Source organism: Streptomyces sp. NPDC047108, from assembly GCF_040643575.1.
In the GTDB taxonomy this organism is placed as follows: Bacteria; Actinomycetota; Actinomycetes; order Streptomycetales; family Streptomycetaceae; genus Streptomyces.
Genome location: NZ_JBEYUP010000001.1, coordinates 1003409 through 1025389 on the forward strand (window position 1 = coordinate 1003409; position 21981 = coordinate 1025389).

The 21981-nt window shown below is 69.7% G+C and carries 19 protein-coding genes; 8 read left to right on the forward strand and 11 right to left on the reverse strand.

Annotated features, from left to right (window positions below):
* Nucleotides 1–258 precede the first annotated feature (258 nt).
* Both ABZ822_RS04375 and pruA read left to right on the forward strand, forming a co-directional pair.
* Nucleotides 259–1185, forward strand: coding sequence for a proline dehydrogenase family protein (locus tag ABZ822_RS04375; RefSeq protein WP_360846574.1), 927 nt, complete (start codon nucleotides 259–261; stop codon nucleotides 1183–1185).
* A gap of 64 nt (nucleotides 1186–1249) precedes the next feature.
* A complete protein-coding gene (pruA, locus tag ABZ822_RS04380; RefSeq protein WP_360846576.1) occupies nucleotides 1250–2881 on the forward strand; it encodes an L-glutamate gamma-semialdehyde dehydrogenase in 1632 nt (543 codons plus the stop codon).
* A 134-nt stretch (nucleotides 2882–3015) separates the two neighbouring features.
* Here the strand turns inward: pruA and ABZ822_RS04385 are convergent, their stop codons facing one another.
* The 3 genes from ABZ822_RS04385 to ABZ822_RS04395 all read right to left on the reverse strand — a co-directional run bounded on the left by ABZ822_RS04385 (nucleotide 3016) and on the right by ABZ822_RS04395 (nucleotide 5619).
* Nucleotides 3016–4041, reverse strand: a complete 1026-nt coding sequence (locus ABZ822_RS04385; protein ID WP_360846578.1) for a hypothetical protein — start codon at nucleotides 4039–4041, stop codon at nucleotides 3016–3018.
* Nucleotides 4029–4676, reverse strand: coding sequence for a hypothetical protein (locus ABZ822_RS04390; RefSeq protein ID WP_360846580.1), 648 nt, complete (start codon nucleotides 4674–4676; stop codon nucleotides 4029–4031). The genes ABZ822_RS04385 and ABZ822_RS04390 overlap by 13 nt, the downstream gene beginning before the upstream one ends.
* 298 nt (nucleotides 4677–4974) lie before the next feature.
* Nucleotides 4975–5619, reverse strand: coding sequence for a hypothetical protein (locus tag ABZ822_RS04395; RefSeq protein WP_360846582.1), 645 nt, complete (start codon nucleotides 5617–5619; stop codon nucleotides 4975–4977).
* 437 nt (nucleotides 5620–6056) lie between these two features.
* On the opposite strand from ABZ822_RS04395, the gene ABZ822_RS04400 reads away from it, so the two are divergent.
* The gene (locus ABZ822_RS04400; protein WP_360846584.1) at nucleotides 6057–6194 is read left to right on the forward strand and encodes a hypothetical protein; all 138 of its coding nucleotides are present in this window, start codon (nucleotides 6057–6059) and stop codon (nucleotides 6192–6194) included.
* A 361-nt stretch (nucleotides 6195–6555) separates the two neighbouring features.
* Here ABZ822_RS04400 and ABZ822_RS04405 read toward each other — a convergent pair whose 3' ends face one another.
* The gene (locus ABZ822_RS04405; protein ID WP_360846586.1) at nucleotides 6556–8148 is read right to left on the reverse strand and encodes a metallophosphoesterase family protein; all 1593 of its coding nucleotides are present in this window, start codon (nucleotides 8146–8148) and stop codon (nucleotides 6556–6558) included.
* A gap of 130 nt (nucleotides 8149–8278) precedes the next feature.
* On the opposite strand from ABZ822_RS04405, the gene ABZ822_RS04410 reads away from it, so the two are divergent.
* The 3 genes from ABZ822_RS04410 to cimA all read left to right on the forward strand — a co-directional run bounded on the left by ABZ822_RS04410 (nucleotide 8279) and on the right by cimA (nucleotide 12916).
* Entirely contained in the window at nucleotides 8279–9319 is a 1041-nt protein-coding gene (locus ABZ822_RS04410; protein ID WP_360846588.1) for a 3-isopropylmalate dehydrogenase, read from the forward strand.
* A gap of 409 nt (nucleotides 9320–9728) precedes the next feature.
* A complete protein-coding gene (locus tag ABZ822_RS04415; RefSeq protein WP_360846590.1) occupies nucleotides 9729–10832 on the forward strand; it encodes a branched-chain amino acid aminotransferase in 1104 nt (367 codons plus the stop codon).
* A 470-nt stretch (nucleotides 10833–11302) separates the two neighbouring features.
* Entirely contained in the window at nucleotides 11303–12916 is a 1614-nt protein-coding gene (gene cimA, locus ABZ822_RS04420) for a citramalate synthase (protein ID WP_360846592.1), read from the forward strand.
* A gap of 111 nt (nucleotides 12917–13027) precedes the next feature.
* On the opposite strand, the gene ABZ822_RS04425 is transcribed toward cimA, so the two are convergent.
* Nucleotides 13028–13654 carry a YceI family protein gene (locus tag ABZ822_RS04425; RefSeq protein ID WP_360846594.1) on the reverse strand — a complete coding sequence of 209 codons (627 nt, stop codon included), beginning with the start codon at nucleotides 13652–13654 and terminating at the stop codon, nucleotides 13028–13030.
* 343 nt (nucleotides 13655–13997) lie between these two features.
* Here ABZ822_RS04425 and ABZ822_RS04430 point away from each other — a divergent pair, with 343 nt between their 5' ends.
* Both ABZ822_RS04430 and ABZ822_RS04435 read left to right on the forward strand, forming a co-directional pair.
* On the forward strand, nucleotides 13998–15581 hold the full coding sequence (locus ABZ822_RS04430; RefSeq protein WP_360846596.1) for an acyl-CoA carboxylase subunit beta: 1584 nt from the start codon (nucleotides 13998–14000) through the stop codon (nucleotides 15579–15581).
* Between the two features lie 29 nt (nucleotides 15582–15610).
* Nucleotides 15611–15814: an acyl-CoA carboxylase epsilon subunit gene (locus ABZ822_RS04435; RefSeq protein WP_360846598.1), complete on the forward strand. Its 204-nt coding sequence runs from the start codon at nucleotides 15611–15613 to the stop codon at nucleotides 15812–15814.
* Nucleotides 15815–15917: 103 nt separating this feature from the next.
* On the opposite strand, the gene ABZ822_RS04440 is transcribed toward ABZ822_RS04435, so the two are convergent.
* The 6 genes from ABZ822_RS04440 to ABZ822_RS04465 all read right to left on the reverse strand — a co-directional run bounded on the left by ABZ822_RS04440 (nucleotide 15918) and on the right by ABZ822_RS04465 (nucleotide 21974).
* Nucleotides 15918–16496, reverse strand: coding sequence for an ATP/GTP-binding protein (locus tag ABZ822_RS04440; protein ID WP_360846600.1), 579 nt, complete (start codon nucleotides 16494–16496; stop codon nucleotides 15918–15920).
* Complete coding sequence (locus ABZ822_RS04445) at nucleotides 16477–17046, reverse strand: DUF742 domain-containing protein (RefSeq protein WP_360846602.1); 570 nt, start codon at nucleotides 17044–17046, stop codon at nucleotides 16477–16479. Before ABZ822_RS04445 ends, ABZ822_RS04440 begins: the two co-directional genes overlap by 20 nt.
* 96 nt (nucleotides 17047–17142) lie before the next feature.
* Nucleotides 17143–17556, reverse strand: coding sequence for a roadblock/LC7 domain-containing protein (locus ABZ822_RS04450; protein ID WP_098749732.1), 414 nt, complete (start codon nucleotides 17554–17556; stop codon nucleotides 17143–17145).
* Nucleotides 17557–17566: 10 nt separating this feature from the next.
* Entirely contained in the window at nucleotides 17567–20674 is a 3108-nt protein-coding gene (locus tag ABZ822_RS04455; RefSeq protein WP_360846604.1) for a nitrate- and nitrite sensing domain-containing protein, read from the reverse strand.
* 330 nt (nucleotides 20675–21004) lie between these two features.
* Nucleotides 21005–21586: an ATP/GTP-binding protein gene (locus ABZ822_RS04460; protein WP_360846606.1), complete on the reverse strand. Its 582-nt coding sequence runs from the start codon at nucleotides 21584–21586 to the stop codon at nucleotides 21005–21007.
* Entirely contained in the window at nucleotides 21567–21974 is a 408-nt protein-coding gene (locus tag ABZ822_RS04465) for a DUF742 domain-containing protein (RefSeq protein WP_360846608.1), read from the reverse strand. The genes ABZ822_RS04460 and ABZ822_RS04465 overlap by 20 nt, the downstream gene beginning before the upstream one ends.
* Between the last annotated feature and the right edge of the window lie 7 nt (nucleotides 21975–21981).

Below are 21981 nucleotides of genomic sequence, written 5' to 3' on the forward strand. Positions count from 1 at the left end.
TTCTCGTGCAGGTGGTCCCGGTGCCGGACGTCCTCCGGTCCGCTGACGGAACGCTCCACGGGACCGGAGGACGTCCGGCACCGCGATTCCGTGACCGAAACCCATTCTCATACATCTGTCTGAGATACGTCCCACGGATGCGTGACACGTGTCGATGGATCACCGCCGAGGCGATCCCTAGGTTTCACGGTGGTTCTCCTTGCCGACCGCGGAACGTTCCGCGACGGCAGCTTCCGTCCTCTTCGTGGAGGTGCCCCCGTGCTGGGTCCCGTGCTCCTCGCCGCCGCGCGCAGCGACAGCATCCGCCGCCTCGTCTCGGCGGCGCCCGTCACCCGCCCCGTGGTCGACCGGTTCGTCGCCGGCGAGCACCTCGACGAGTCGCTGGCGGTCGTGCGGTCGCTGGCCGCGCGCGGCCTGGAGGTCACGCTCGACCGCCTCGGCGAGGACATCACCGACCCGGCCGAGGCCCTGCGTACCCGCGACGCCTACCTCGCGCTCGCCGAAGCCCTCGGCCGCGAGAACCTGGGCGTACGCGCCGAGATGTCGGTGAAGCTCTCCGCCTTCGGACAGGCCCTGTCCGGCGGTCACGACCTGGCGCTGGCCAACGTCACCCCGGTCGTCGAGGCGGCCGCCGCGGCCGGGACGACCGTGACCCTCGACATGGAGGACCACACCACCGTCGACTCCACGCTCGCCATCCTGGCCGAGCTGCGGAAGACCTTCCCCCAGACCGGCGCCGTCGTGCAGTCCTACCTCTTCCGCACCGAGGACGACTGCCGCGCGCTGGCCGGGGAAGGCTCCAGGGTGCGACTGGTGAAGGGCGCGTACAAGGAGCCCGCATCCGTCGCCCACCAGGACAAACGCGAAGTCGACCGGGCGTACGTCCGCTGCCTGAAGATCCTCATGGCGGGCCAGGGCTACCCGATGATCGGCTCCCACGACCCGCGGATGGTCGCCATCGCCCAGGAACTCGCCTTCCGCGCCGGCCGCAAGCCGGCCGACTACGAGTTCCAGATGCTCTACGGCATCCGCGAGGCCGAACAGCAGCGCCTCGTGGCCGAAGGTCACCGTATGCGGGTCTACATTCCGTATGGCACAGACTGGTACGGGTACTTCATGCGGCGGCTCGCGGAGCGGCCGGCCAACCTCGCCTTCTTCCTCCGCTCGCTCGCCACCCGCGGCTGAGGCCGCCCCGACACTTCCGACTCTCCGTCCCCGACCGACCGATCGAAGGAGACAACGGCCCACCATGGACGCTGTGACCCAGGTCCCCGCGCCGGTGAACGAGCCGGTGCACACCTACGCACCCGGCAGCCCGGAACGCGCCCGGCTCGAGAAGAAGCTGAAGGAGCTCGCGGGCAACCAGCGTGAGCTGCCGATGACGATCGGCGGCACGAAGAGGATGGGCGGCGGTGAGCGCTTCGACGTCGTCCAGCCGCACAACCACGCGTCCACGCTCGGCACCTACGCCAACGCGACCCAGCAGGACGCGCAGGACGCGATCGACGCCGCCCTGGCCGCCGCCCCGGCCTGGCGAGCGATGGCCTTCGACGACCGCGCCGCGATCATCCTCAAGGCCGCCGAGCTCCTGTCGGGCCCGTGGCGCGAGGTCCTGGCCGCCGCGACGATGCTGGGGCAGGGCAAGACGGCGCAGCAGGCCGAGATCGACACCCCCTGCGAGCTGATCGACTTCTGGCGCTTCAACGTGCACTTCGCGCGCCAGATCCTGGCCGAGCAGCCCGTCGCCAACGACAAGGGCGTGTGGAACCGCACCGACCACCGCCCGCTCGAGGGTTTCGTCTACGCGATCACGCCGTTCAACTTCACCGCCATCGCGGGCAACCTGCCCACCGCCCCGGCCCTCATGGGCAACGTGGTGATCTGGAAGCCGTCCCCGACGCAGACCCTCGCGGCCGTGCTGCTGATGGAGATGCTGGAGGAGGCGGGCCTGCCGAAGGGCGTCATCAACCTGGTGACCGGTGACGGCAAGGACGTCTCCGAGGTGGCCCTGGAGCACCCGGACCTCGCCGGTATCCACTTCACCGGCTCGACCAAGACCTTCCAGTACCTGTGGAAGACGGTCGGCAACAACATCGAGAAGTACAAGACGTATCCGCGTCTGGTCGGTGAGACCGGCGGCAAGGACTTCATCGTCGCCCACCCGTCGGCCGACCCGGCGGTGCTGCGGACCGCGATGACCCGCGGCGCCTTCGAGTTCCAGGGCCAGAAGTGCTCCGCGGCGTCCCGCGCGTACGTCCCGCGTTCGATCTGGGAGAGCGGCTTCAAGGAGGAGCTGGCGGCCGAGGTCGACGCCCTGCAGATGGGCGATGTCACCGACCTGTCCAACTTCATGGGCGCCGTCATCGACGAGCGTGCCTTCGCCAAGAACAAGGCGGCGATCGACCGGGCCGCGTCCGACCCGACGATCGAGGTCGTCGCGGGCGGTACGTACGACGACAGCGAAGGCTGGTTCGTCCGCCCGACCGTCCTGGTCTCCTCCGACCCGGACAACGACATCTTCAGGACCGAGTACTTCGGCCCGATCCTCGGCGTCCACGTCTATGAGGACGACGCCTACGACGAGATGCTCCAGCAGATGGAGTCGGCCTCGCCGTACGGCCTCACGGGCTGCGTCATCGCCCAGGACCGCGCGGCCGCGGCGCACACCGGCGAGGTGCTGCGCTTCGCCGCGGGCAACTTCTACATCAACGACAAGCCGACGGGCGCGGTCGTCGGCCAGCAGCCCTTCGGCGGCGGCCGTGCCTCGGGCACGAACGACAAGGCGGGCGCCAAGCAGAACCTGATGCGCTGGACCTCTACCCGCTCCATCAAGGAGACCCTGGTCCCGCCGACGGACTACCGCTACCCGCACATGGGCTGACACCGCCCCTGTGACACTCCGCCCCCGCCCGGTATGGCTCCGGGCGGGGGCGGGTGCGCTTTCCGCGGTCTCGTGGCGCGCGGGAGTCCGCCAAGTCCTGTGTGCCGACGGACCGTTGGGCGCCTGGCGCGCTGTCAGCGGTTGATGGCCTGGACTTCCTGGACCGTGACGTCGGTCGTGGTGCCGAACGTGCCGTTCGGCAGGTCGCCGCCCTGACCGTTGGAGCCCTCCCAGGAGATCTCCCACGTGAGCGTCGCGTTGAACTCGTACGGACTGCCGTCCGCCGACGCGCGCAGGTAGGTCAGGCCGCACGGCGGCGTCTGCTTGCCCTTGCCCTTCGTGTACGGCGAACCGATGCGGCCGTCGTCACCGATCGGGCATTCGCCGGACCCCGGATGCAACGTGGCGTCCTTGGTGCCCGGTTCGAGCTTCAGCGAGACCGGACGGGCGGTGGTCGTGGCGGAGAGGTTCAGCGCGTCGAGCGACGCCGTCACCTTCACCGGCTTGAACCTGGCCTGGTCCAGCCACGCCCACGTCGCGAGGTTGACGGTCTGCTTACCCTGCGGCGAGAGCTCGACCGTGGTGTCCGGGACGCGGATCTTGTCGTACGCGAGCTGCGCCAGGATCTCGGGCGTCACGGCGTTCTCGACGTTCGGCGGTTCACCGGTGTCGACCCAGAAGTAGGGCTTGTCGCAGTCGAGGGCACCCGGATCACCGATCCGGTCGGGGTTGGTCTGGGAGCTCCACCAGTGGCCCTTGCCCTGCTTGTCGAGGTTGAAGTCCTTGTAGGGCTTGCCGCCCTCGTAGCGCTCGCGCTGCTGGGCGTCCCACTCGTAGCCGGTGGACCCGGCTTCCCAGATGGGCTCGACGTACGCCTTGAACTCCTTCGGCGACCACTTCGGCTCGTACCAGCACGCGGGCGGCGTCCAGTTGCCCACCGGCGTGACGGCGCCGGTCGTCTTCCCTGTGCCGTTCTGCGAGGTGTCGAACGTGATGGACGTCGCGGTGGCGGACAGTTCGCCGTCCTGCTCCCCACCGTCCGTCTGCGTACTGCCCCCGTGCCCCCTCTCCGCGAGGGCAGGCGGCGCGGATGCGATGGCCGCCAGGACGAGGCCGGCCGCGATCGCGACTATCCGAGCGGATCTGTTCATGGCTGACACTGTGAGACCCCCCGCTGTGAAATCATGCGCTCGGTGACCCAAACTCCCTTGTCATTCTTGCGGAGTTGGGTGTTGTACGCGACGTAGCTGTCCTTGGTCGCGGGATTCTTGTCGACCTTCTTGGACTTGAGGTCCATGTTGAAGGCCTTGCTCTCGTCCGTGCAGTAGACGAGCGACGCCGTTCCGTCCTTGGACACGGTGGCCTTCCGGTCGAAGACGCGAAGCTCACCGGTCGTGCGGTCGCCGTACTGGATGTATTCCTTGATCCATTTTTCGGTGCCCGCCGCGGCCAGCCCCTCCGAATAGAACTGGTACGCCTTGTCGCGCGCATCGCTCCGGGCAATGGCCAGGTCGGTGGCCTTGATGAACTGCTCGTTGTCGCGGAGTACCGCATCTTTGTCCGGGTCGCCCGTCTTCGTGGGCGTGAAGGAGTACGTCAGGTCGCTCGGCAGCTCGATCTTGGGCCGGTCGATGTCGTCCTCGGCCGCCGTCGCGCTCGGCGACGCGGACTTCTTGGCCTTGTCCGCTCCGGCGATCTTGTCCTTCGAGGTGTCGTCGCCCCCGCCGCAGGCGGTCAGCAGCAGTGCTCCGGCCGCGGCGAGCGCGGCGGCTGTGGGCAGGAAACGGCGGGTCAAGGTCAACTCCCGGTGGGGCGAGGCGTATTTCGGCGAACGAGACGCTATCGGGGTGCTCTTCGGTTTCGCCAGAGAGTTCCCCGTGCCGTGACGCGCCTGTTTCCTGGCCTCGACCTCCGGTACCCCGTTGGTCGCGCTGCCGTGAGGACCTGGCCTTGCCGGGCGTTGAGTTCACCCGCGCGCGTGATGACGAGCGTGGGCCATGCGGCGTTCGAGAATTCCTCCGAGGAAGCCGTGAGACGGAACGACAGGTAGCGGCTGTTCCGCGCTGCTCTGCTGAGCCGGGCCGAATGGCGAGCTACGGCCGGCATTGTGCGGCACCCCGCCGGGAGACCACCTTCTCCGTGACCCAGACACCCCGGTCGTTCTTCCTGAGCCGGGTGCTGTACACGACGTAGCTGTTCTCGGAGACCGGCGTGACATCGACCTTCCCGGTCTCGATGTCCTTGTTGTAGGCCTTGCCCTGGTTCTCGCAGTAGACGAGCGAGGCGGTGCCGCCCTTCACGGAGACACGCGCCTTAGAGAAGCGGTACGTGCCCGTGGTGCGGGCCTTGTGGTCGACGAACCGCTGGACGTAGGTCTGCGTCCCGGCGGCCGCCTCGCCCTCCGCGTAGAACCGGTAGGCCTGATGTGTGGGGTCCTGCTCCGCGATCGCGAGATCGGTGGCCTTGATGAACTGCTCGCCGTCGCGCAGCACGGCGTCCTTGTCGCGGTCACCCGTCCTGGCCCAGTCGAACTCGTAGGTCAGATCACTCGGCAGTTCGATCCTGGGCCGATCAGGGCCCTTCTCCGCCGTTGCGCCGGGCGCGGCGGACCGCGTGGCCTGGTCCGCTTCGGCGGCCTTGCCGCCCCCGGTGGTGTCCTCGCCTCCGCCGCAGGCGGTCAGGAGGAGTGCTGCGGCCGTGGTGAGGGCGGCGGCTGTGGGCAGGGGACGGCGGGGCACGGCAACTCCCGGTGGCGGGCGGCGGATTCGGGCGAACCAGAGGCTATCGGGGCGGTCGTCGCGCTCCGCCGGGGCCGTCGTCAGGGGTGCCCGAGCGTCTGCTCCACGTATCTCCGTCCCCCCGCTCGGCCCCGACGCCGTACCCGCGCCGGGCCTGTACCGATGACCGCCTTCCGCGCTCGCTGGGCTCACCCACACGTGTGATGTTCGCCGTAGGCGTCTCAGATAGTAGGAAGCCCAAGTATTTGTGCAGACAGCCGCGCCGACCTGTCCTACTTTTGTAGAAGCCGAACGTCTCGCTCGATCCAGCGATCGGCGGTCGAGGGCAAGTGCTCCGTCGCAGGTGACCCCTGTTGAGCCGACGCCCCCCGCCCCTCCGGCGTCCCGATCAGCAATCTCGGGGATCTTCCTCGCTCTGTTATTGGAGACGTGCACCCATGAACGAGACCCTCCGCAAGGTCCGCCACACCGCCGCCCGCAACGCCGACGCCGTCGCCCGGAAGAACGCAGCCGCCGCCCTTCAGCGCGCGCTGGACCGCCGGGACAACGGAGGCTCCACGGGTCACGGGCACTGACCACCACGGTGAGCGCCGGGCCGCGACCAGCGGCCTGGCGCGCCATGCCCCGGGTCCGGCGCACCGCATCCCGGGTCCAGCGCGTTCAGGTCCCGGCCTGATGTGCCCGTCGTCACGTACGGCGCAGCCGTCACGTAAGGCGCACCTGCCGTCGTGACGGCCTGCCCGTCGTCGCCGCGCGGCACGCGCCGCGCACCCGTCGTCCCGTACGGCATGGACCGGCCCCGCCGCCGCGGCGGCCCCGCAAGCCCCGCCGCAGCACCAACCGGCAGCCGCCCCATTTCCGTATCGCCGTCGCGGTGCGGGCGACCGCCGGGTGTCGTCGCCGTGCGGCGTGACTCGGCGGTCGCCCGGTGTCGTGCTACCGGCCGCTGCCCGGCCGTACGATCTCGAACGCGTCGATGCGCTCGCCGCTCTCCGCCAGCGCGGTGACCTTCATCCGAGGGCGGCTGCCCGGCTCGGCCTCCACCGCGAGGAACGAGAAGCCGGTGTAGCGGACGCGCGACCACTCCACCGTGTCCGGGTCCGGCAGCCGCGACTTCGTCCAGTGGAAGGTCAGGATGTGGTCGTGGTCGTGGACGTGCCCCTCGTAGCTGTCCTTGACGCCCGGCCCGAAGCCGTAGAGGTCCTTGCCCGCTCCGCCCGCCGTCACGTAGACGATGCCGTCGCGCGTCGGGTCCGCCGTGGCGCCGATCGGCACGGGCTTGCCGACCTCGCCGCCCTTGATCGCGTCGGTGCGCTCGTAGACGTGGTTGTGCCCGGTGATGACCAGGTCGACCTGATGCTTCGCGAAGAGGTCCCCCCATGCGTCCCGCACCCCGCCGTCCGAGGCGTGCGTGCTGGTGGAGTACGCGCAGTGGTGGAAGAAGACCACGATGAAGTCGATGCCGGAGTCGGCGCGCAGGGAGCGCAGGCGCTTGTCGAGCCACTCGGTCTGCTTGCCGTCCGTGTAGCCCTGGTTGGCCGGGATCTCGTAGCTGACGTCGTTGGCGTCGAGCGCGACCACGCCGACGTTGCCGTAGGTGAACGAGTAGACGCCCGGGGCCTTTTCCGGGTCCGGGCCGTTCTCGGGGAGGGACCAGCGGGCGGACTGCCCGCCGTAGCCGTTGGGGGAGTACCAGGCCTCCATGTCATGGTTGCCGGTCGTGACCATCCACGGCACGCTCGCCGCCACCGACTCCGTCTGCGCCAGGAACTGGTCCCACACGCGGGCGTCGTAGGTGTCGGACTCCTTGCCCTTTCCCGAGGAGTCCGCGTAGCAGATGTCGCCCGCGTGCAGGTGGAAGGACGGGTTCTGGCCCAGGATCAACTGGTCGTTGGCGAGGGCGTCGTAGCTCACGCCCTGGTCGCCGAAGGCGGTGAAGACGAACTTCTCCGCCTTCGCCGGGGCGGTGCGGAACGAGCCGATCGTGGAGAGCCGGCTCGCCTCGGCCGGGTCGAAGCCGTCGTGCCCGACGCCGTAGTAGTACGTGGTCCCCGGGCGCAGCCCGTCCAGCGCCACGTGGAGGTAGTACTGGTCGACGGCCGGGAGCTTCTTCGACAGCGAGGGGGTGTGCAGATCGCGCACCTCCGCCTCGACCTTGCGGCTCAGCTCCCAGGGCTTGAGCCCCACGCGCAGGTACGGCCGCTTGACCGCGAACGGCACCTGCCAGGAGATCCGCATCTGTGTCCTGGGGTCGGCGCCGAAGGCCAGATGGCGTCCGAAGGGGGCCACAAGCGCGCCGTCGACCTCGGCGGTCGCGCGGGCGGTGACGAGTGTGGGGGAGGGGGTGCCGTGGGCGGTGCCCGCGGAGCCGGCGAGGAGGCCGAGGCCGCCCGCCGCCCCGGCGGTGGCCGCGCCGCCCACCAGCACCTTGCGGCGCGACAGCTTCGAGCGCAGGTACTCGTGCTGTTCCGGCATGCTCATCCGGTTCTGGAGCTGCTCCGGGATGCCGACACGTGGGGTATCAGTCATGCCGAACAACTTGCCAGTAACTTTCAACTCCCCGCTATCCGCCAGGTGAACAGAGTTCGTCGGCGACCCGGATTGTCCGGATGGCGGACAGGGCGTGTCGAAGCATGGGACGGGGAGTAGGGTGCGAAGCATGTCTCGCAGCATCGATCTCGCAGTGATTCCGGGTGACGGCATCGGTCAGGAAGTCGTGGCCCAGGGCCTCAAGGTCCTCTCCGCCGTACTCCCGCAGGATGTGAAGCTGGAGACGAAGACCTACGACCTGGGCGCCCGGCGCTGGCACGCCACGGGCGAGACCCTCCCGGACGCGGATCTGGAGTCCCTCGCCGGGCACGACGCGATCCTGCTCGGCGCGATCGGCGACCCGTCCGTGCCGTCCGGTGTCCTGGAGCGCGGGCTGCTGCTCAAACTCCGGTTCGCCTTCGAGCACTTCATCAACCTGCGGCCGTCGAAGCTCTTCCCGAACACGGCCACCCCGCTGGCCGGCCGTCCGGACATCGACTTCGTCGTCGTCCGCGAGGGCACCGAGGGCCCGTACGTGGGCAACGGCGGTTCCCTGCGCACCGGTACGCCCGCCGAGGTCGCGACCGAGGTCAGCCTCAACACGGCGTACGGCGTGGAGCGCGTGGTCCGGGACGCGTACGAGCGGGCTCAGGCGCGCCCCCGCAAGAAGCTGACGCTCGTTCACAAGAACAACGTCCTCGTCCACGCCGGGCACCTCTGGAAGCGGATCTTCGACGCGGTCGGGGAGGAGTACCCCGAGGTCACCACCGACTACCTGCACGTGGACGCCGCGACGATCTTCTTCGTCACGCAGCCCGAGCGGTTCGACGTGATCGTCACCGACAACCTCTTCGGCGACATCCTCACCGACCTCGCCGCCGCCGTCACCGGCGGCATCGGCCTCGCGGCCTCCGGCAACATCAACCCCACGCGCGCGTTCCCGTCGATGTTCGAGCCGGTCCACGGCTCGGCCCCCGACATCGCGGGCCAGGGCAAGGCGGACCCGACGGCGACGGTCCTCTCCGTCGCACTGCTCCTCCAGCACCTCGGCTACGCGGACGAGGCCGCCCGTATCGAGGCCGCCGTCGCCGCGGACCTCGCGGAGCGGGGCGAGACGCCGCGCACCACCGATGCGATCGGCGACGCGCTGGCCGCACGAGTATCCGGCTGATCCGCCGGGACGACCCACCCGCCCGACGGCGCGTCCGCCCCTCCCGGGGCGGGCCGCCGCCCAGCGGTGTCACGCACTCGCACATCCCGCGAGCACCCCGGCCCTCCCGCACACCTCCCGGCACCCGGAGTGGGGGCACCTCCCAGCGGTAGCTGGGGGAACACGTCACGGCTGACGGCTCCGGCCGCTGACAACGGCGGTCGCCGGGTGCCACCATCAAGCTGGACCGCAGCTGCCGAGCCCGCCGGCACGGTGCCCGTGTTCTCGCTCGCGGCGCGATTCGCGATAATCGGACGAGGGCCGCATCCGGAGAGAAGCTCGGACGTCCTAGCATCGCCCGAGGCGGCGTGCCACGGCGAAGGCGGAGCGCGCGGTCCGCCACGACCTCACGGTGAAGGACAGAGCAGACATGACGACCCCCTCGATCGAGTTCAAGCCATCGGCCCACCCGCTCTCGGACGCGGAGCGTGAGGCGATCCTGGCCGGCCCCGGCTTCGGCCGGCACTTCACCGACAACATGGTGACGATCAAGTGGACCGAGGGGCGGGGCTGGCACGACGCCCAGCTCGTCCCGTACGCGCCGCTGTCGATCGACCCCGCCAACATGACGCTGCACTACGCGCAGACGATCTTCGAGGGGCTCAAGGCGTACCGGCAGCCCGACGGCAGTGTCGCCACCTTCCGCCCGGAGGAGAACGCCAAGCGCTTCCAGGCGTCCGCCCGCCGTCTGGCCATGCCCGAGCTGCCCGTCGAGACCTTCATCGCCGCCTGCGACGCCCTGGTCACTCAGGACAAGGCGTGGGTGCCGAGCCAGGGCGAGCAGTCGCTCTACCTGCGGCCGTTCCTCTTCGCCACCGAGGTCGGGCTGGGTGTGCGGCCCGCCAACGAATACCTCTTCATGGTCATCGCCTCGCCCGCCGGCGCGTACTTCCCCGGCGGCGTCAAGCCGGTCTCGGTCTGGCTGTCGGAGGAGTACGTCCGGGCCGCGCCCGGGGGCACCGGCGCCGCGAAGGCCGGCGGCAACTACGCCGCCTCCCTCGTCGCCCAGGCGCAGGCGGCCGAGCAGGGCTGCGACCAGGTGGTCTGGCTGGACGCGATCGAGCGCCGCTGGATCGAGGAGATGGGCGGCATGAACCTGTACTTCGTGTACGGAGAGGAGGGCGGCAAGCGCCGGATCGTGACCCCGGAGCTGTCCGGGTCGCTGCTGCCCGGCATCACCCGCGCCTCGCTGCTGCAGATCGCCGCCGACCTGGGCCACGAGGTGTCCGAGGGGCGGATCTCGGTGGACGACTGGCGCGAGGGCAACGCCGACGGCTCGCTGACCGAGGTCTTCGCCTGCGGCACCGCGGCCGTGATCACCCCGGTCGGCTCGGTGAAGTCCGCCAAGGGCGACTGGGCCGTGGCCGACGGGGAGCCGGGCGAGGTCACCATGCAGCTCCGCAGGGCGCTGCTGGACATCCAGACGGGCCAGGCCCCCGACACGCACGGCTGGATGCACCCGCTGGGCGGCTGACACCCCCTCGCAGACGGTCTCCAGGGCCGCGCCCCGACCGGCGTCGGGGGCGCGGCCCTCGCCGTACGCAACGCCCCGGTGCGCGGCCCTCGCCGTACGCCCCGCCCGGTACGAACCTCGCCCGGCACCCGATGCGTGGCCCTTCACCGCGGCCCGACGCCCACATCGTGAGACCTTGTCTCGCCGTGAGCGGATTCCGTGCAAGAATGCCCGCGTGCTCTCGTTCGCCATGATTATTGGCAGGGCGCGCCGGTCCGCAGTGACCGCCCCGTAGGACCCGATACGGAGCGGACACCGTGTCCTATGACCCGCGCGCAGACCTCTCGCACCCGCGAGGGGTTTTTTCGTTTTCCGGCCCACTCATGCCGGACGCGGAGCGCGAGGAGTCACGAGGGACGGTGGAGCCGGATCCCCCGTGGCTCGTCTCCGGGGGTCCCAGGTAGACCGAGATCCAACAGGAGTCAGACAGCATGACGGACGCAAACGGTCCCTCTTCTCCCGGGGACGACTTCCACGTCTTCGACACCACGCTGCGCGACGGTGCCCAGCGGGAGGGCATCAACCTCACCGTCGCGGACAAACTGACCATCGCCCGGCACCTGGACGCATTCGGCGTGGGCTTCATCGAGGGCGGCTGGCCCGGTGCGAACCCGCGGGACACCGAGTTCTTCGCCCGCGCCCGGGCCGAGATCGACTTCCGCCACGCACAGCTCGTGGCCTTCGGCGCGACGCGGCGCGCGGGAGTCTCCGCCGCCGACGACCCGCAGGTGCGCGCTCTGCTGGACTCCGGTGCCCCGGTGATCACGCTGGTCGCCAAGGCGCACGACCGCCATGTGGAACTGGCGCTGCGCACCACCCTGGAGGAGAACCTGGCGATGGTGCGCGACACCGTCGCCCATCTCCGCTCCGAGGGCCGCCGCGTCTTCGTCGACTGCGAGCACTTCTTCGACGGCTACCGGGCCAACCCCGCGTACGCCAAGGAGGTCGTGCGCACCGCGTCCGAGGCGGGGGCGGACGTGGTCGTGCTGTGCGACACCAACGGCGGCATGCTGCCCGCCCAGATCCAGGCCGTCGTCGCGACCGTGCGGGCGGACACCGGCGCACGACTGGGCATCCACGCCCAGGACGACACCGGGTGCGCCGTCGCCAACTCGCTCGCGGCCGTGGACGCCGGTGCCACGCACGTCCAGTGCACGGCCAACGGCTACGGCGAGCGGGTCGGCAACGCCAACCTCTTCCCCGTCGTCGCCGCGCTCCAGCTCAAGTACGGGCGCCAGGTGCTGCCCGAGGGCGCGCTGGAGGAGATGACCCGGATCTCGCACGCCATCGCCGAGGTCGTCAACCTGACTCCCTCCACCCACCAGCCGTACGTCGGTGTCTCGGCCTTCGCGCACAAGGCGGGGCTGCACGCGTCCGCGATCAAGGTGGACCCGGATCTGTACCAGCACATCGACCCCGAGCGCGTCGGCAACACCATGCGGATGCTGGTCTCCGACATGGCCGGACGCGCCTCCGTCGAGCTCAAGGGCAAGGAGCTGGGCGTCGATCTCGGCGGGGACCGCGAACTGGTCGGCCGCGTCGTGGAGCGGGTCAAGGAGCGCGAACTCGAGGGCTACACCTACGAGGCGGCCGACGCGTCGTTCGAGCTGCTGCTCCGCGAGGAGGCCGAGGGCCGCGCCCGTCGCTACTTCCGCATCGAGTCCTGGCGCGGGATCGTCGAGACCCGCCCGGACGGGACGCACGCCAACGAGGCGACGGTGAAGCTGTGGGCCAAGGGCGAGCGGATCGTCGCCACAGCCGAGGGCAACGGTCCCGTCAACGCCCTCGACCGTGCGCTGCGCGTGGGTCTGGAGCGGATCTACCCGCAGCTCGCGAAGCTGGAGCTGGTCGACTACAAGGTCCGCATCCTGGAAGGCAAGCACGGCACCCAGTCCACGACCCGGGTGCTGGTCTCCACGACCGACGGCCGGGGTGAGTGGGCGACCGTCGGGGTCGGGGACAACGTGATCGCCGCGTCCTGGGAGGCCCTTGAGGACGCGTACACCTACGGGTTGCTGCGGGCGGGCGTCGAACCGCAGGAGTGACGGCAGCGGGCGGACGGCCCGCGGGCGAACGCACGGCGCCCCGGCCGGGGTGGGGAGACCCTGGCCGGGGCGCGGTGCCGTACGGCGGCGGGGCCGGCGCCGCCGGGAGTGTCACGCGGCCTGCGGCGCGGACTTGATGGCGGAGATGTCGAAGGTCAGCTTGACCTTGTCGCTGACCATGACGCCGCCGGTCTCCAGGGCCGCGTTCCAGGTGAGACCCCAGTCGGAGCGCAGGATGTCGGCGCGGCCCTCGAAGCCGACGCGCTCGTTGCCGTAGACGTCGGTGGCGGAGCCGTTGAACTCCAGGTCGATGGCGAGCGGACGCGTCACGTCCTTGATCGTGAGGTCTCCGGTGATCCGGTAGGTGTCGCCGGACAGGTGCTCGGCCGCGGTGGAGCGGAAGGTCATCGACGGGTACTTCTCGGCGTCGAAGAAGTCACCGCTGCGCAGATGACCGTCGCGGTCCGCGATGCCGGTGTCGATGCTGGCGATACGGACGTCGAGGGACGCGCCGGAGCGGGAGACGTCGGCGCCGTCCAGCGAGAGCGTGCCGTCGAAGTCGCCGAAGTCGCCCCGGACGTTGGTGACCATGGCGTGGCGGACGGTGAAGCCGAGGCTGCTGTGCGCCGGGTCGATGGTGTAGTCCCCGGTGAGCGCGGCGAGAGCCGCGCCGGGGGCGGCCGCTGCGGCGGAGCCGGCGGCCGGGACGTCTGCGCTCTTCCGGTTGAACAGAGCCATGGCTTCCTCCAGGGAGTGGTGTAGTCGTTTAAGCTTCAACTAGTGAGGCCCACTGTAGGGGAAAGTGGTTGACGAATCAACATGGGGCTCTCGTGGGCTGCGCCGGAGAAGTGCGCGGGTTCCGGCTGTAGGCAGGCCACACGCATGGCTGTACGGTCTCCACTGCGTGAACGCAGGAGGCATGGCGGACCACGATTGTGGGATGTGCACAGCGCAGAGCCGCCTCAGTCGTAGCTACTCAGGTCTACGGTGGCGGTTCTGTCCAAGGGTTCCAGGAAAACCCTGGGGAGACTGTTAGAAGTCAACGGGCCGTTTTCGGGCCCTCTTTTCGTAGGGTCGTTACATGACCCTTCTCGACGAGTCGCCCACCGGGGCGAGCGATGCCCGTGGGCGAGTGGCCGAGCTGCATGCGATCCGTGAGCAGGCTCTGCGCGGGCCGAGTGACCGTGCGACCGAGGCCCAGAAGGCCAAGGGGAAGCTGACGGTTCGTGAGCGGATCGAGGTGCTGCTGGATGAGGGCTCCTTCCACGAGGTGGAGCCGTTGCGGCGGCACCGTGCGACGGGGTTCGGTCTGGAGGCGAAGAAGCCGTACACCGATGGTGTGGTGACGGGGTGGGGGACGGTCGAGGGCCGGACGGTCTTCGTCTATGCGCACGATTTCCGGATCTTCGGTGGGGCGCTGGGTGAGGCTCATGCGACGAAGATCCATAAGATCATGGACATGGCGATCTCGGCGGGTGCTCCGCTGATCTCGCTGAACGACGGTGCGGGGGCGCGCATCCAGGAAGGCGTCTCCGCGCTGGCCGGGTACGGGGGGATCTTCCAGCGGAACACGCGTGCGTCCGGGGTGATCCCGCAGATCTCCGTGATGCTGGGCCCGTGCGCGGGCGGCGCCGCCTACTCACCCGCGCTGACGGACTTCGTGTTCATGGTGCGGGAGACCTCGCAGATGTTCATCACCGGTCCGGACGTGGTGCGGGCGGTGACGGGTGAGGAGATCAGCCAGAACGGTCTGGGCGGTGCGGACGTGCACGCCGAGACCTCGGGTGTGTGCCACTTCGCCTACGACGACGAGGAGACCTGCCTGGCCGAGGTCCGCTACCTGGTCTCCATGCTGCCGTCGAACAACCGGGAGAACCCGCCGTCGTCGACGTGCGAGGACCCGGCGGACCGGCGCTCGGAAGCGCTGCTGGACCTGGTGCCCGCCGACGGCAACCGGCCCTACGACATGCGCCAGGTCATCGAGGAGATCGTCGACGACGGCGAATACCTGGAGGTCCACGAGCGCTGGGCGCGGAACATCATCTGCGCGCTGACGCGGATGGACGGTCAGGTGGTGGGGATCATCGCCAACCAGCCGCAGACGCTGGCCGGGGTGCTGGACATCGAGGCCTCCGAGAAGGCCGCCCGGTTCGTGCAGATGTGCGACGCGTTCAACATCCCCATCGTCACGCTCCTGGACGTACCCGGGTTCCTCCCCGGTGTGGACCAGGAGCACGGCGGCATCATCCGGCACGGCGCGAAGCTGCTGTACGCGTACTGCAACGCGACGGTGCCGCGGATCTCGCTCATCCTCCGCAAGGCCTACGGCGGCGCCTACATCGTGATGGACTCGCAGTCCATCGGGGCCGACCTGACCTATGCGTGGCCGACGAACGAGATCGCGGTCATGGGCGCCGAGGGTGCGGCGAACGTCATCTTCCGTCGTCAGATCGCGGACGCCGACGACCCGGAAGCCATGCGGGCGCGCATGGTCAAGGAGTACAAGGCCGAGTTGATGCATCCGTACTACGCGGCCGAGCGCGGCCTGGTCGACGACGTCATCGACCCCACCGAGACCCGCGCCGTCCTCATCGGCTCCCTCGCCATGCTCCGCACCAAACACGCCGACCTGCCGTCCCGCAAGCACGGCAACCCCCCGCAGTGACGCGGCCCACGAAAGGCACGGAGATTCCCATGAGTTCAGACTTCCTTCGCGTCGAGAAGGGCCACGCCGAGCCCGAGGAGCTGGCCGCGCTCACCGCCGTCCTGCTCGCTCGCGCCGCCGGCGGCGGTCACCACCGCGAGGTGGCCGCGGCCCGCAACCACGGCTCCACGGCCCGCTGGCGCCGTCTGGAGCGCCAGTCAGGGTTCCGGGCACCGCACAGCTGGCAGCGCTAGCACCAGGCCGCGAGAAAGGCGCTGAGAGCGCCCGCAGAACGACGAAATCCCCCTGCAACTCCTCGAGTTGCAGGGGGATTTCGTGTGTCCGTGCCCGGAAGGGCTAGCGCAGCCGCGCCATCAGGGCGTGCTCGACCAGCGTGATCAGCGCGCTCTTGGCCTCGCTGCGGTGGCGGGCGTCGGTGGTGATGATCGGGGCGTCCGGTCCGATCTGCAGCGCCTCGCGGACTTCCTCCGGGGTGTACGGCTGGTGCCCGTCGAAACCGTTGAGCGCGATGACGAAGGGCAGCCCGCTGTTCTCGAAGTAGTCGACCGCGGGGAAACAGTCCGCCAGCCGCCGGGTGTCGACGAGCACGACCGCGCCGATGGCGCCGCGGACGAGGTCGTCCCACATGAACCAGAAGCGGTCCTGTCCGGGTGTACCGAAGAGGTACAGGATCAGGTCCTGGTCCAGGGTGATCCGGCCGAAGTCCATCGCCACGGTCGTGGTGGTCTTGTCCGGGGCGTGCGTGAGGTCGTCGATCCCCGCCGATGCGGAGGTCATCACGGCTTCGGTGCGCAGTGGGTTGATCTCCGAGACCGCGCCGACGAACGTGGTCTTGCCCACGCCGAAGCCGCCCGCCACCACGATCTTCGCGGAGGTGGTGGAGCGGGCTGCACCGCTAGAGCTTCCGAAGTCCACTGAGCACCCTTTCGAGCAGTGTCACGTCTGGCTGTCCGCCGGCGGCCGCGTCGCCGCCGGGCTGGTGGATGGCGACGAGTCCGGCCTCGGCCAGGTCGGCGACGAGGATACGGGCGACGCCGAGGGGGATGGTGAGCAGGGCGGAGATCTCGGCGACCGACTTGATCTCCCGGCAGAGGTGGCAGATGCGCTGGTGTTCCGGAAGCTGCCCCTGGAGCTGCGAGGGCGCCGCGGTGGTGTGCACCAGCGCCTCGATCGCGAGCTGATAGCGCGGCCGGGTGCGGCCACCGGTCATCGCGTAGGGACGCACCAGCGGGTTGGAGCCTCCGCTCGCCGGAGAGGGCTGCGGCGCCGGGCTCTGCGGCTGCACCGGCTGGATCCGCGGCGGCGGCGGGTCGTACGGCTCGTACCCACCCGGCTGCTGCTGGCGGTGCGGCGGTCCCTGACGGCTCGGCGTGGAGGGGAAGTTGAAGCGGTTGGGCTGCTCACCACCCTGCGGATGAGGCTGCTGACCACCGCCGTACGGGTAGCCGCTTGGGGGTGTTGCCACGATTCTCCTCCTCCAACTTCCGTTCTACCGGTCCCGCTTGAGGATCCGCGCCACCGCACCCTATGGCGCGGTGGCGCGAAACGCACGGCCTGTCTGCTAGTTGAGCAGGCTTCCCTGCAGTTCCGCGCGCAGGTCCGGGGTGAGGACGCTGCCCGCGCGGTCGACAAGGAGGGCCATCTCGTAACCAACAAGGCCGATGTCGCACTCGGGGTGCGCGAGGACGGCCAAGGAGGAACCGTCGGAGACGGACATGATGAAGAGGAAGCCGCGCTCCATCTCCACCACGGTCTGGTTGACCGATCCGCCTTCGAAGATGCGGGAGGCGCCGGCCGTCAGCGAGGTCAGGCCGGAGGCCACGGCCGCGAGTTGGTCGGCGCGGTCGCGCGGGAACCCTTCGGACATCGCGAGAAGGAGTCCGTCGGCGGAGACCACCACGGTGTGCGACACCCCGGGGGTGTTGTCCACGAAGTTGGTGATCAACCAGTTCAGGTTCTGCGCCGCCTGGCTCATCGGGCTCACACTAACGCTCCTGATCGTAGGTGCTGCCGCCGGGGCCGAAGCCCTGGCCGCCTGAGTTCATCCCTGCGTTGCGTCCCCGCTGGACGCCCCGCCGCAGGTTGCTCAACCTGCCACGGACGTCCTCGGGAGCGCGGGAGACCTGAGGGCCGCCCTGCTGGGTCTGCTCTGCGGTTCCCTCGACCAGGTTGGCCTTGGGCACCCGCCGGGGGAGTCCGGACGGAGTGACTCCGCCGGCCTTCGGGTCGCGGAGCTGCTCGGCGCGCCTCCAGCGGTCGTCGTTCGCCGAGCGCCAGTCGCCACCGTCGTCCTGCCTGTCCTGCTGGTCCTGCGGGGCGCTGGGCGCCTGCGGGACCTGCTGGGTCCGCTCCGCCTCCTCGTGAGGCTGCCACGCCCTGTCCCGGCGCGGCAGGCCGGCGCCGGTCATGGAGTGGGGGCCGCTCGAGGTGGGTCGCGGACGGTCGAAGCCTACGCGTTCGGACGCTTCCGCGGGAGCCGCGCGGGATTCCGATTCCGCTCCGTAGCCTGCCTCGTGGCGCGGTTCGTAGGAGGCCGGTGCGTCCCAGCCCGTCTGCGGCGACGGGGCGTCGTACTGGGGGTACGTACCGTGTCCGTGGCCCGCGGGCTCGTTGTAGGGCGACTCCCGGTAACCCTGTTCCTCGTAGGCCTGCTCCTGGTATCCGGATTCCGGATAGGCGGCCCGAGGGAACTCCGCGGTGTCGTAGCCCTGCGGTTCGTCGCGGTAGCCGTTCCGGTCCCGGTCGTCCTGGTACGGGTCGTCCTGGTAGCGGTCGGCGGCCTGCGCCTCGAGCTGGGCCCGCCGCTCCTCCCGCATCAGCGAACGGCCCACCGGGTCGAGCTCGCGGGCGTCGTCCGGCACCTCGTAGCGGCTGTCGTCGAAGCCCAGCTCGGCGGCGGTGCGCATCGGGGCCGGAGCCTGCGAGAAGCCGTTGAACGAGGGCTGCTCCTGCTCCGGCATGATCCGCGAGACCGTGAAGTCGTCGTCCGGCGTCTGCTCGCCGCCGCCACCGTGGGTGATCGCCTCCGGCAGCATGACGAGCGACGTCGTCCCGGCCTGCTCGCCCGAGGGGCGGAGCTGGACGCGGATGCCGTGCCGGTCGGCCAGCCGGCCGACCACGAAGAGACCCATGCGCTGGGAGATCGCGGCGTCCACGGTCGGCGGGTTCGCCAGCTTGTGGTTGATGTCCGCGAAGTCCTCGGCGGTGAGGCCGATGCCCTTGTCGTGGATCTCGATCATCACGCGGCCGTCCGGCAGCCGGGTCGCGGTGACCCGCACCTTGGTCTGCGGCGAGGAGAACGTGGTGGCGTTCTCCAGCAGCTCGGCCAGCAGGTGCACGAGGTCGGTCACGGCGGTGCCGTGGATCTCGCTCTCCGGCACGCCGGTGATCTCGATGCGCTCGTACGCCTCCACCTCGGAGGTCGCGGCGCGGAGCACGTCGACCAGCGGGACGGGCTGGTTCCAGCGGCGGCCGGGCTCCTCGCCCGAGAGGACGAGGAGGTTCTCGCCGTTCCGCCGCATACGGGTGGCCAGATGGTCCAGCCGGAAGAGGCTCTCGAGCTGGTCGGGGTCGGCCTCGTTGTTCTCCAGCTCGGTGATCAGGGTGAGCTGTCCCTCGATGAGGCCCTGGTTCCGGCGGGAGAGGTTGGTGAAGATCGCATTGACGTTGCCCCGCAGCAGGGCCTGCTCGGCGGCCAGCCGGACGGCCTCCCGGTGCACCTGGTCGAAGGCGCGGGCGACCTCGCCGATCTCGTCGTGGCTGGTGATCGGGATCGGCTTGACGCGGGTGTCCACGCGGCCGGGGTCCGTACGGGAGAGCTGGTCGACCAGCATCGGCAGACGCTGCTCGGCGACGTCGAAGGCTGCGGTGCGGAGCTGCCGCATGCTGCGGCTCATCGAGCGGGCCATCAGCCCGGCGATGATGAACGCGGTGAGCAGCGCGACGACCACGATGGCGCCGTTGACGATGGCGTCCCGCTTGGCGTCCTCGGAGATCTGCGAGGCCTCATTCACGGCCTTGTCGATGAGGTCCGTCTCGACCGAGCGGTAAGCGTCGAACTTGCCCGTCGCCGTGGCGAACCAGGTCTCCGGGGTGATGCCCTCGGGCTTGAGGTCCTTGGCGCCGGTTCCCCGGCCGATGGCCGTGACCATGTCCTTCATGGGCGGCGGCGCGACGAACGGTACGCCCGCGGCCTCCGCCTCCTGCTCGGCCTGCGCGACCTGCTGCTTGCCCTTGGCCTGCGCGGCGGCCATCGCCTTGCGCAGGGCGGTCTGGTCCTGGGCCGTGCCGCCGGAGACGTACTCGGCGAGTGCGATGTTCTCCAGGTACGCGTACGAGGTGAACGCGGTGACCTGGGCGCTGCGGTCCTTCGCGGCCGGGCCGGGCTTCACCAGGAGGTGGGTGCCGATGGAGCGCTGAAGCGATTCAGCAGCCTTGGCCAGCGATATCGCGTAGACGGTACGGCCGTAGCTGGTGATGTTGCCGGTGCCGAGGCCGAGTTCGTTGGCGAACTCCATCAGCGGGTGCTGGACCTGGACGTAGCCCTCTTCGGTCTGCACGGCCGGCAGGGCCGAGGTGTAGGCGCCCTGGCGGAGCTTGGGGAGGTTGCCCTCGGCGTCCCGGAACGCCTTCAGACGGCGCTGGAGACCGGGGCGGTCCGGCATCTCCGCGACGGCCGCCTCGAAGTCCTTGCGGGCGTTGTCGGTCGCCGCGCGGACGTCGGTGACGACCTTGCTGTCACGATCCCCGCTCAAAAGTGGAACCGCAGTGCGGTCACGCTCGTCAATGAGAGCGTGACCATAAGTTTCCGCCGCCCTGACGAGACGCGCCGTGCGCACCGCGTCCTGCGCCTCGCGCCAGGTGTCGATGGAACTGCTCACCTGGAATCCGCCGAAGACGAGTCCGACGAGCACGGGTATGAGCAGGATCGCGTTCAGCCTGGTGGGCACGCGCCAGTTGCGGGGAGACAGCCGGCTGCCGCTCGCCGGGGCGATGTCCGGGACATCGGCGGTGGACGCCGCGGGGCGCGGCGCGGGGGTGAAGTTGCCTCGTGCCGCTTGATGCGACGCGGGACCGGGCTTGCTTCGCCTCACTCGACCAACAACCTCTCGGCGTCGGCACCCAGGGGTGTGCCGGGGACTTTCAGAGCCGTTACTACTCGGCAGTTCAGGGAATTGCAGCACGTCAGGGGCGCGCATTCCAAACACCCGGTGGGGGCCGTTCCGGCGGGCATAAGGGCGAGATAATTGGGGCATCACCTCAGATTTTCCGCATAACGTCGGGTGATTGTGCGCACAGCGAAGCCATCTGGATGCGTCGGGTGTTGACCGCAGAACAATTCTCTGTCGAAACGTTATGAACACAGCGGCGGGCCGTGTCAAAGGACACAGCCCGCCGGTCGATCAATTTCCGCCCCTGTACGGCTACTTGAGCCGGGCCATCAGAGCGTGTTCCACCAGCGTGATCAGCGCGCTCTTGGCCTCGCTGCGGTGGCGGGCGTCGGTGGTGATGATCGGGGCGTCCGGTCCGATCTGCAGCGCCTCGCGGACTTCCTCCGGGGTGTACGGCTGATGCCCTTCGAATCCGTTGAGGGCGATCACGAACGGAAGGCCCGAATTCTCGAAATAGTCCACCGCGGGAAAACAATCGGCCAGCCGCCGGGTGTCGACGAGGACGACCGCGCCGATGGCGCCGCGGACGAGGTCGTCCCACATGAACCAGAAGCGGTCCTGTCCCGGTGTACCGAAGAGGTACAGGATCAGGTCCTGGTCCAGGGTGATCCGGCCGAAGTCCATCGCCACGGTCGTCGTGGTCTTGTCCTGGACATGGCTCAGATCGTCGATCCCCGCCGACGCGGAGGTCATCACGGCCTCGGTGCGCAGCGGATTGATCTCCGAGACCGCGCCGACGAACGTGGTCTTGCCCACGCCGAAGCCGCCCGCCACCACGATCTTCGCGGAGGTCGTGGAGCGGGCCGCTCCGCCGCTAGAGCTTGCGAAGTCCACTGAGCACCCTTTCGAGCAAAGTCACATCCGGCGTACCGCCGGCCTCGTCGGCGCCGCCGGGCTGGTGAATGGCCACCATGCCGGCCTCCGCCAGATCGGCCACGAGGATCCGAGCCACACCCAGAGGGATTGCCAGCAGCGCGGATACCTCGGCGACGGATTTGACCTCGCGGCACAGGTGGCAGATGCGCTGGTGCTCCGGGAGCAGCCCGCCCAGCTGAGCCGGATCGGCAGTGGTGCTGACCAGTGCCTCGATGGCGAGCTGGTAGCGCGGCCGGGTCCGGCCCCCGGTCATGGCGTACGGCCGCACCAGCGGCTGGTCGCCATCGTCCCCGTACGGCGCGTCCTGGTATGCGCCGTACGGGCCGAGCGAATGGGGCGGGGTCATGAGTCCT

Bases quoted from the DNA above. Each gene is read 5' to 3' on its own strand.
- pruA (WP_360846576.1), top strand. From the start codon at position 1,250: ATGGACGCTGTGACCCAGGTCCCCGCGCCGGTGAACGAGCCGGTGCAC.
- ABZ822_RS04400 (WP_360846584.1), top strand. From the start codon at position 6,057: ATGAACGAGACCCTCCGCAAGGTCCGCCACACCGCCGCCCGCAACGCC.
- ABZ822_RS04405 (WP_360846586.1), bottom strand. From the start codon at position 8,148: ATGACTGATACCCCACGTGTCGGCATCCCGGAGCAGCTCCAGAACCGG.
- ABZ822_RS04410 (WP_360846588.1), top strand. From the start codon at position 8,279: ATGTCTCGCAGCATCGATCTCGCAGTGATTCCGGGTGACGGCATCGGT.
- ABZ822_RS04415 (WP_360846590.1), top strand. From the start codon at position 9,729: ATGACGACCCCCTCGATCGAGTTCAAGCCATCGGCCCACCCGCTCTCG.
- cimA (WP_360846592.1), top strand. From the start codon at position 11,303: ATGACGGACGCAAACGGTCCCTCTTCTCCCGGGGACGACTTCCACGTC.
- ABZ822_RS04425 (WP_360846594.1), bottom strand. From the start codon at position 13,654: ATGGCTCTGTTCAACCGGAAGAGCGCAGACGTCCCGGCCGCCGGCTCC.
- ABZ822_RS04430 (WP_360846596.1), top strand. From the start codon at position 13,998: ATGACCCTTCTCGACGAGTCGCCCACCGGGGCGAGCGATGCCCGTGGG.
- ABZ822_RS04435 (WP_360846598.1), top strand. From the start codon at position 15,611: ATGAGTTCAGACTTCCTTCGCGTCGAGAAGGGCCACGCCGAGCCCGAG.
- ABZ822_RS04450 (WP_098749732.1), bottom strand. From the start codon at position 17,556: ATGAGCCAGGCGGCGCAGAACCTGAACTGGTTGATCACCAACTTCGTG.
- ABZ822_RS04465 (WP_360846608.1), bottom strand. From the start codon at position 21,974: ATGACCCCGCCCCATTCGCTCGGCCCGTACGGCGCATACCAGGACGCG.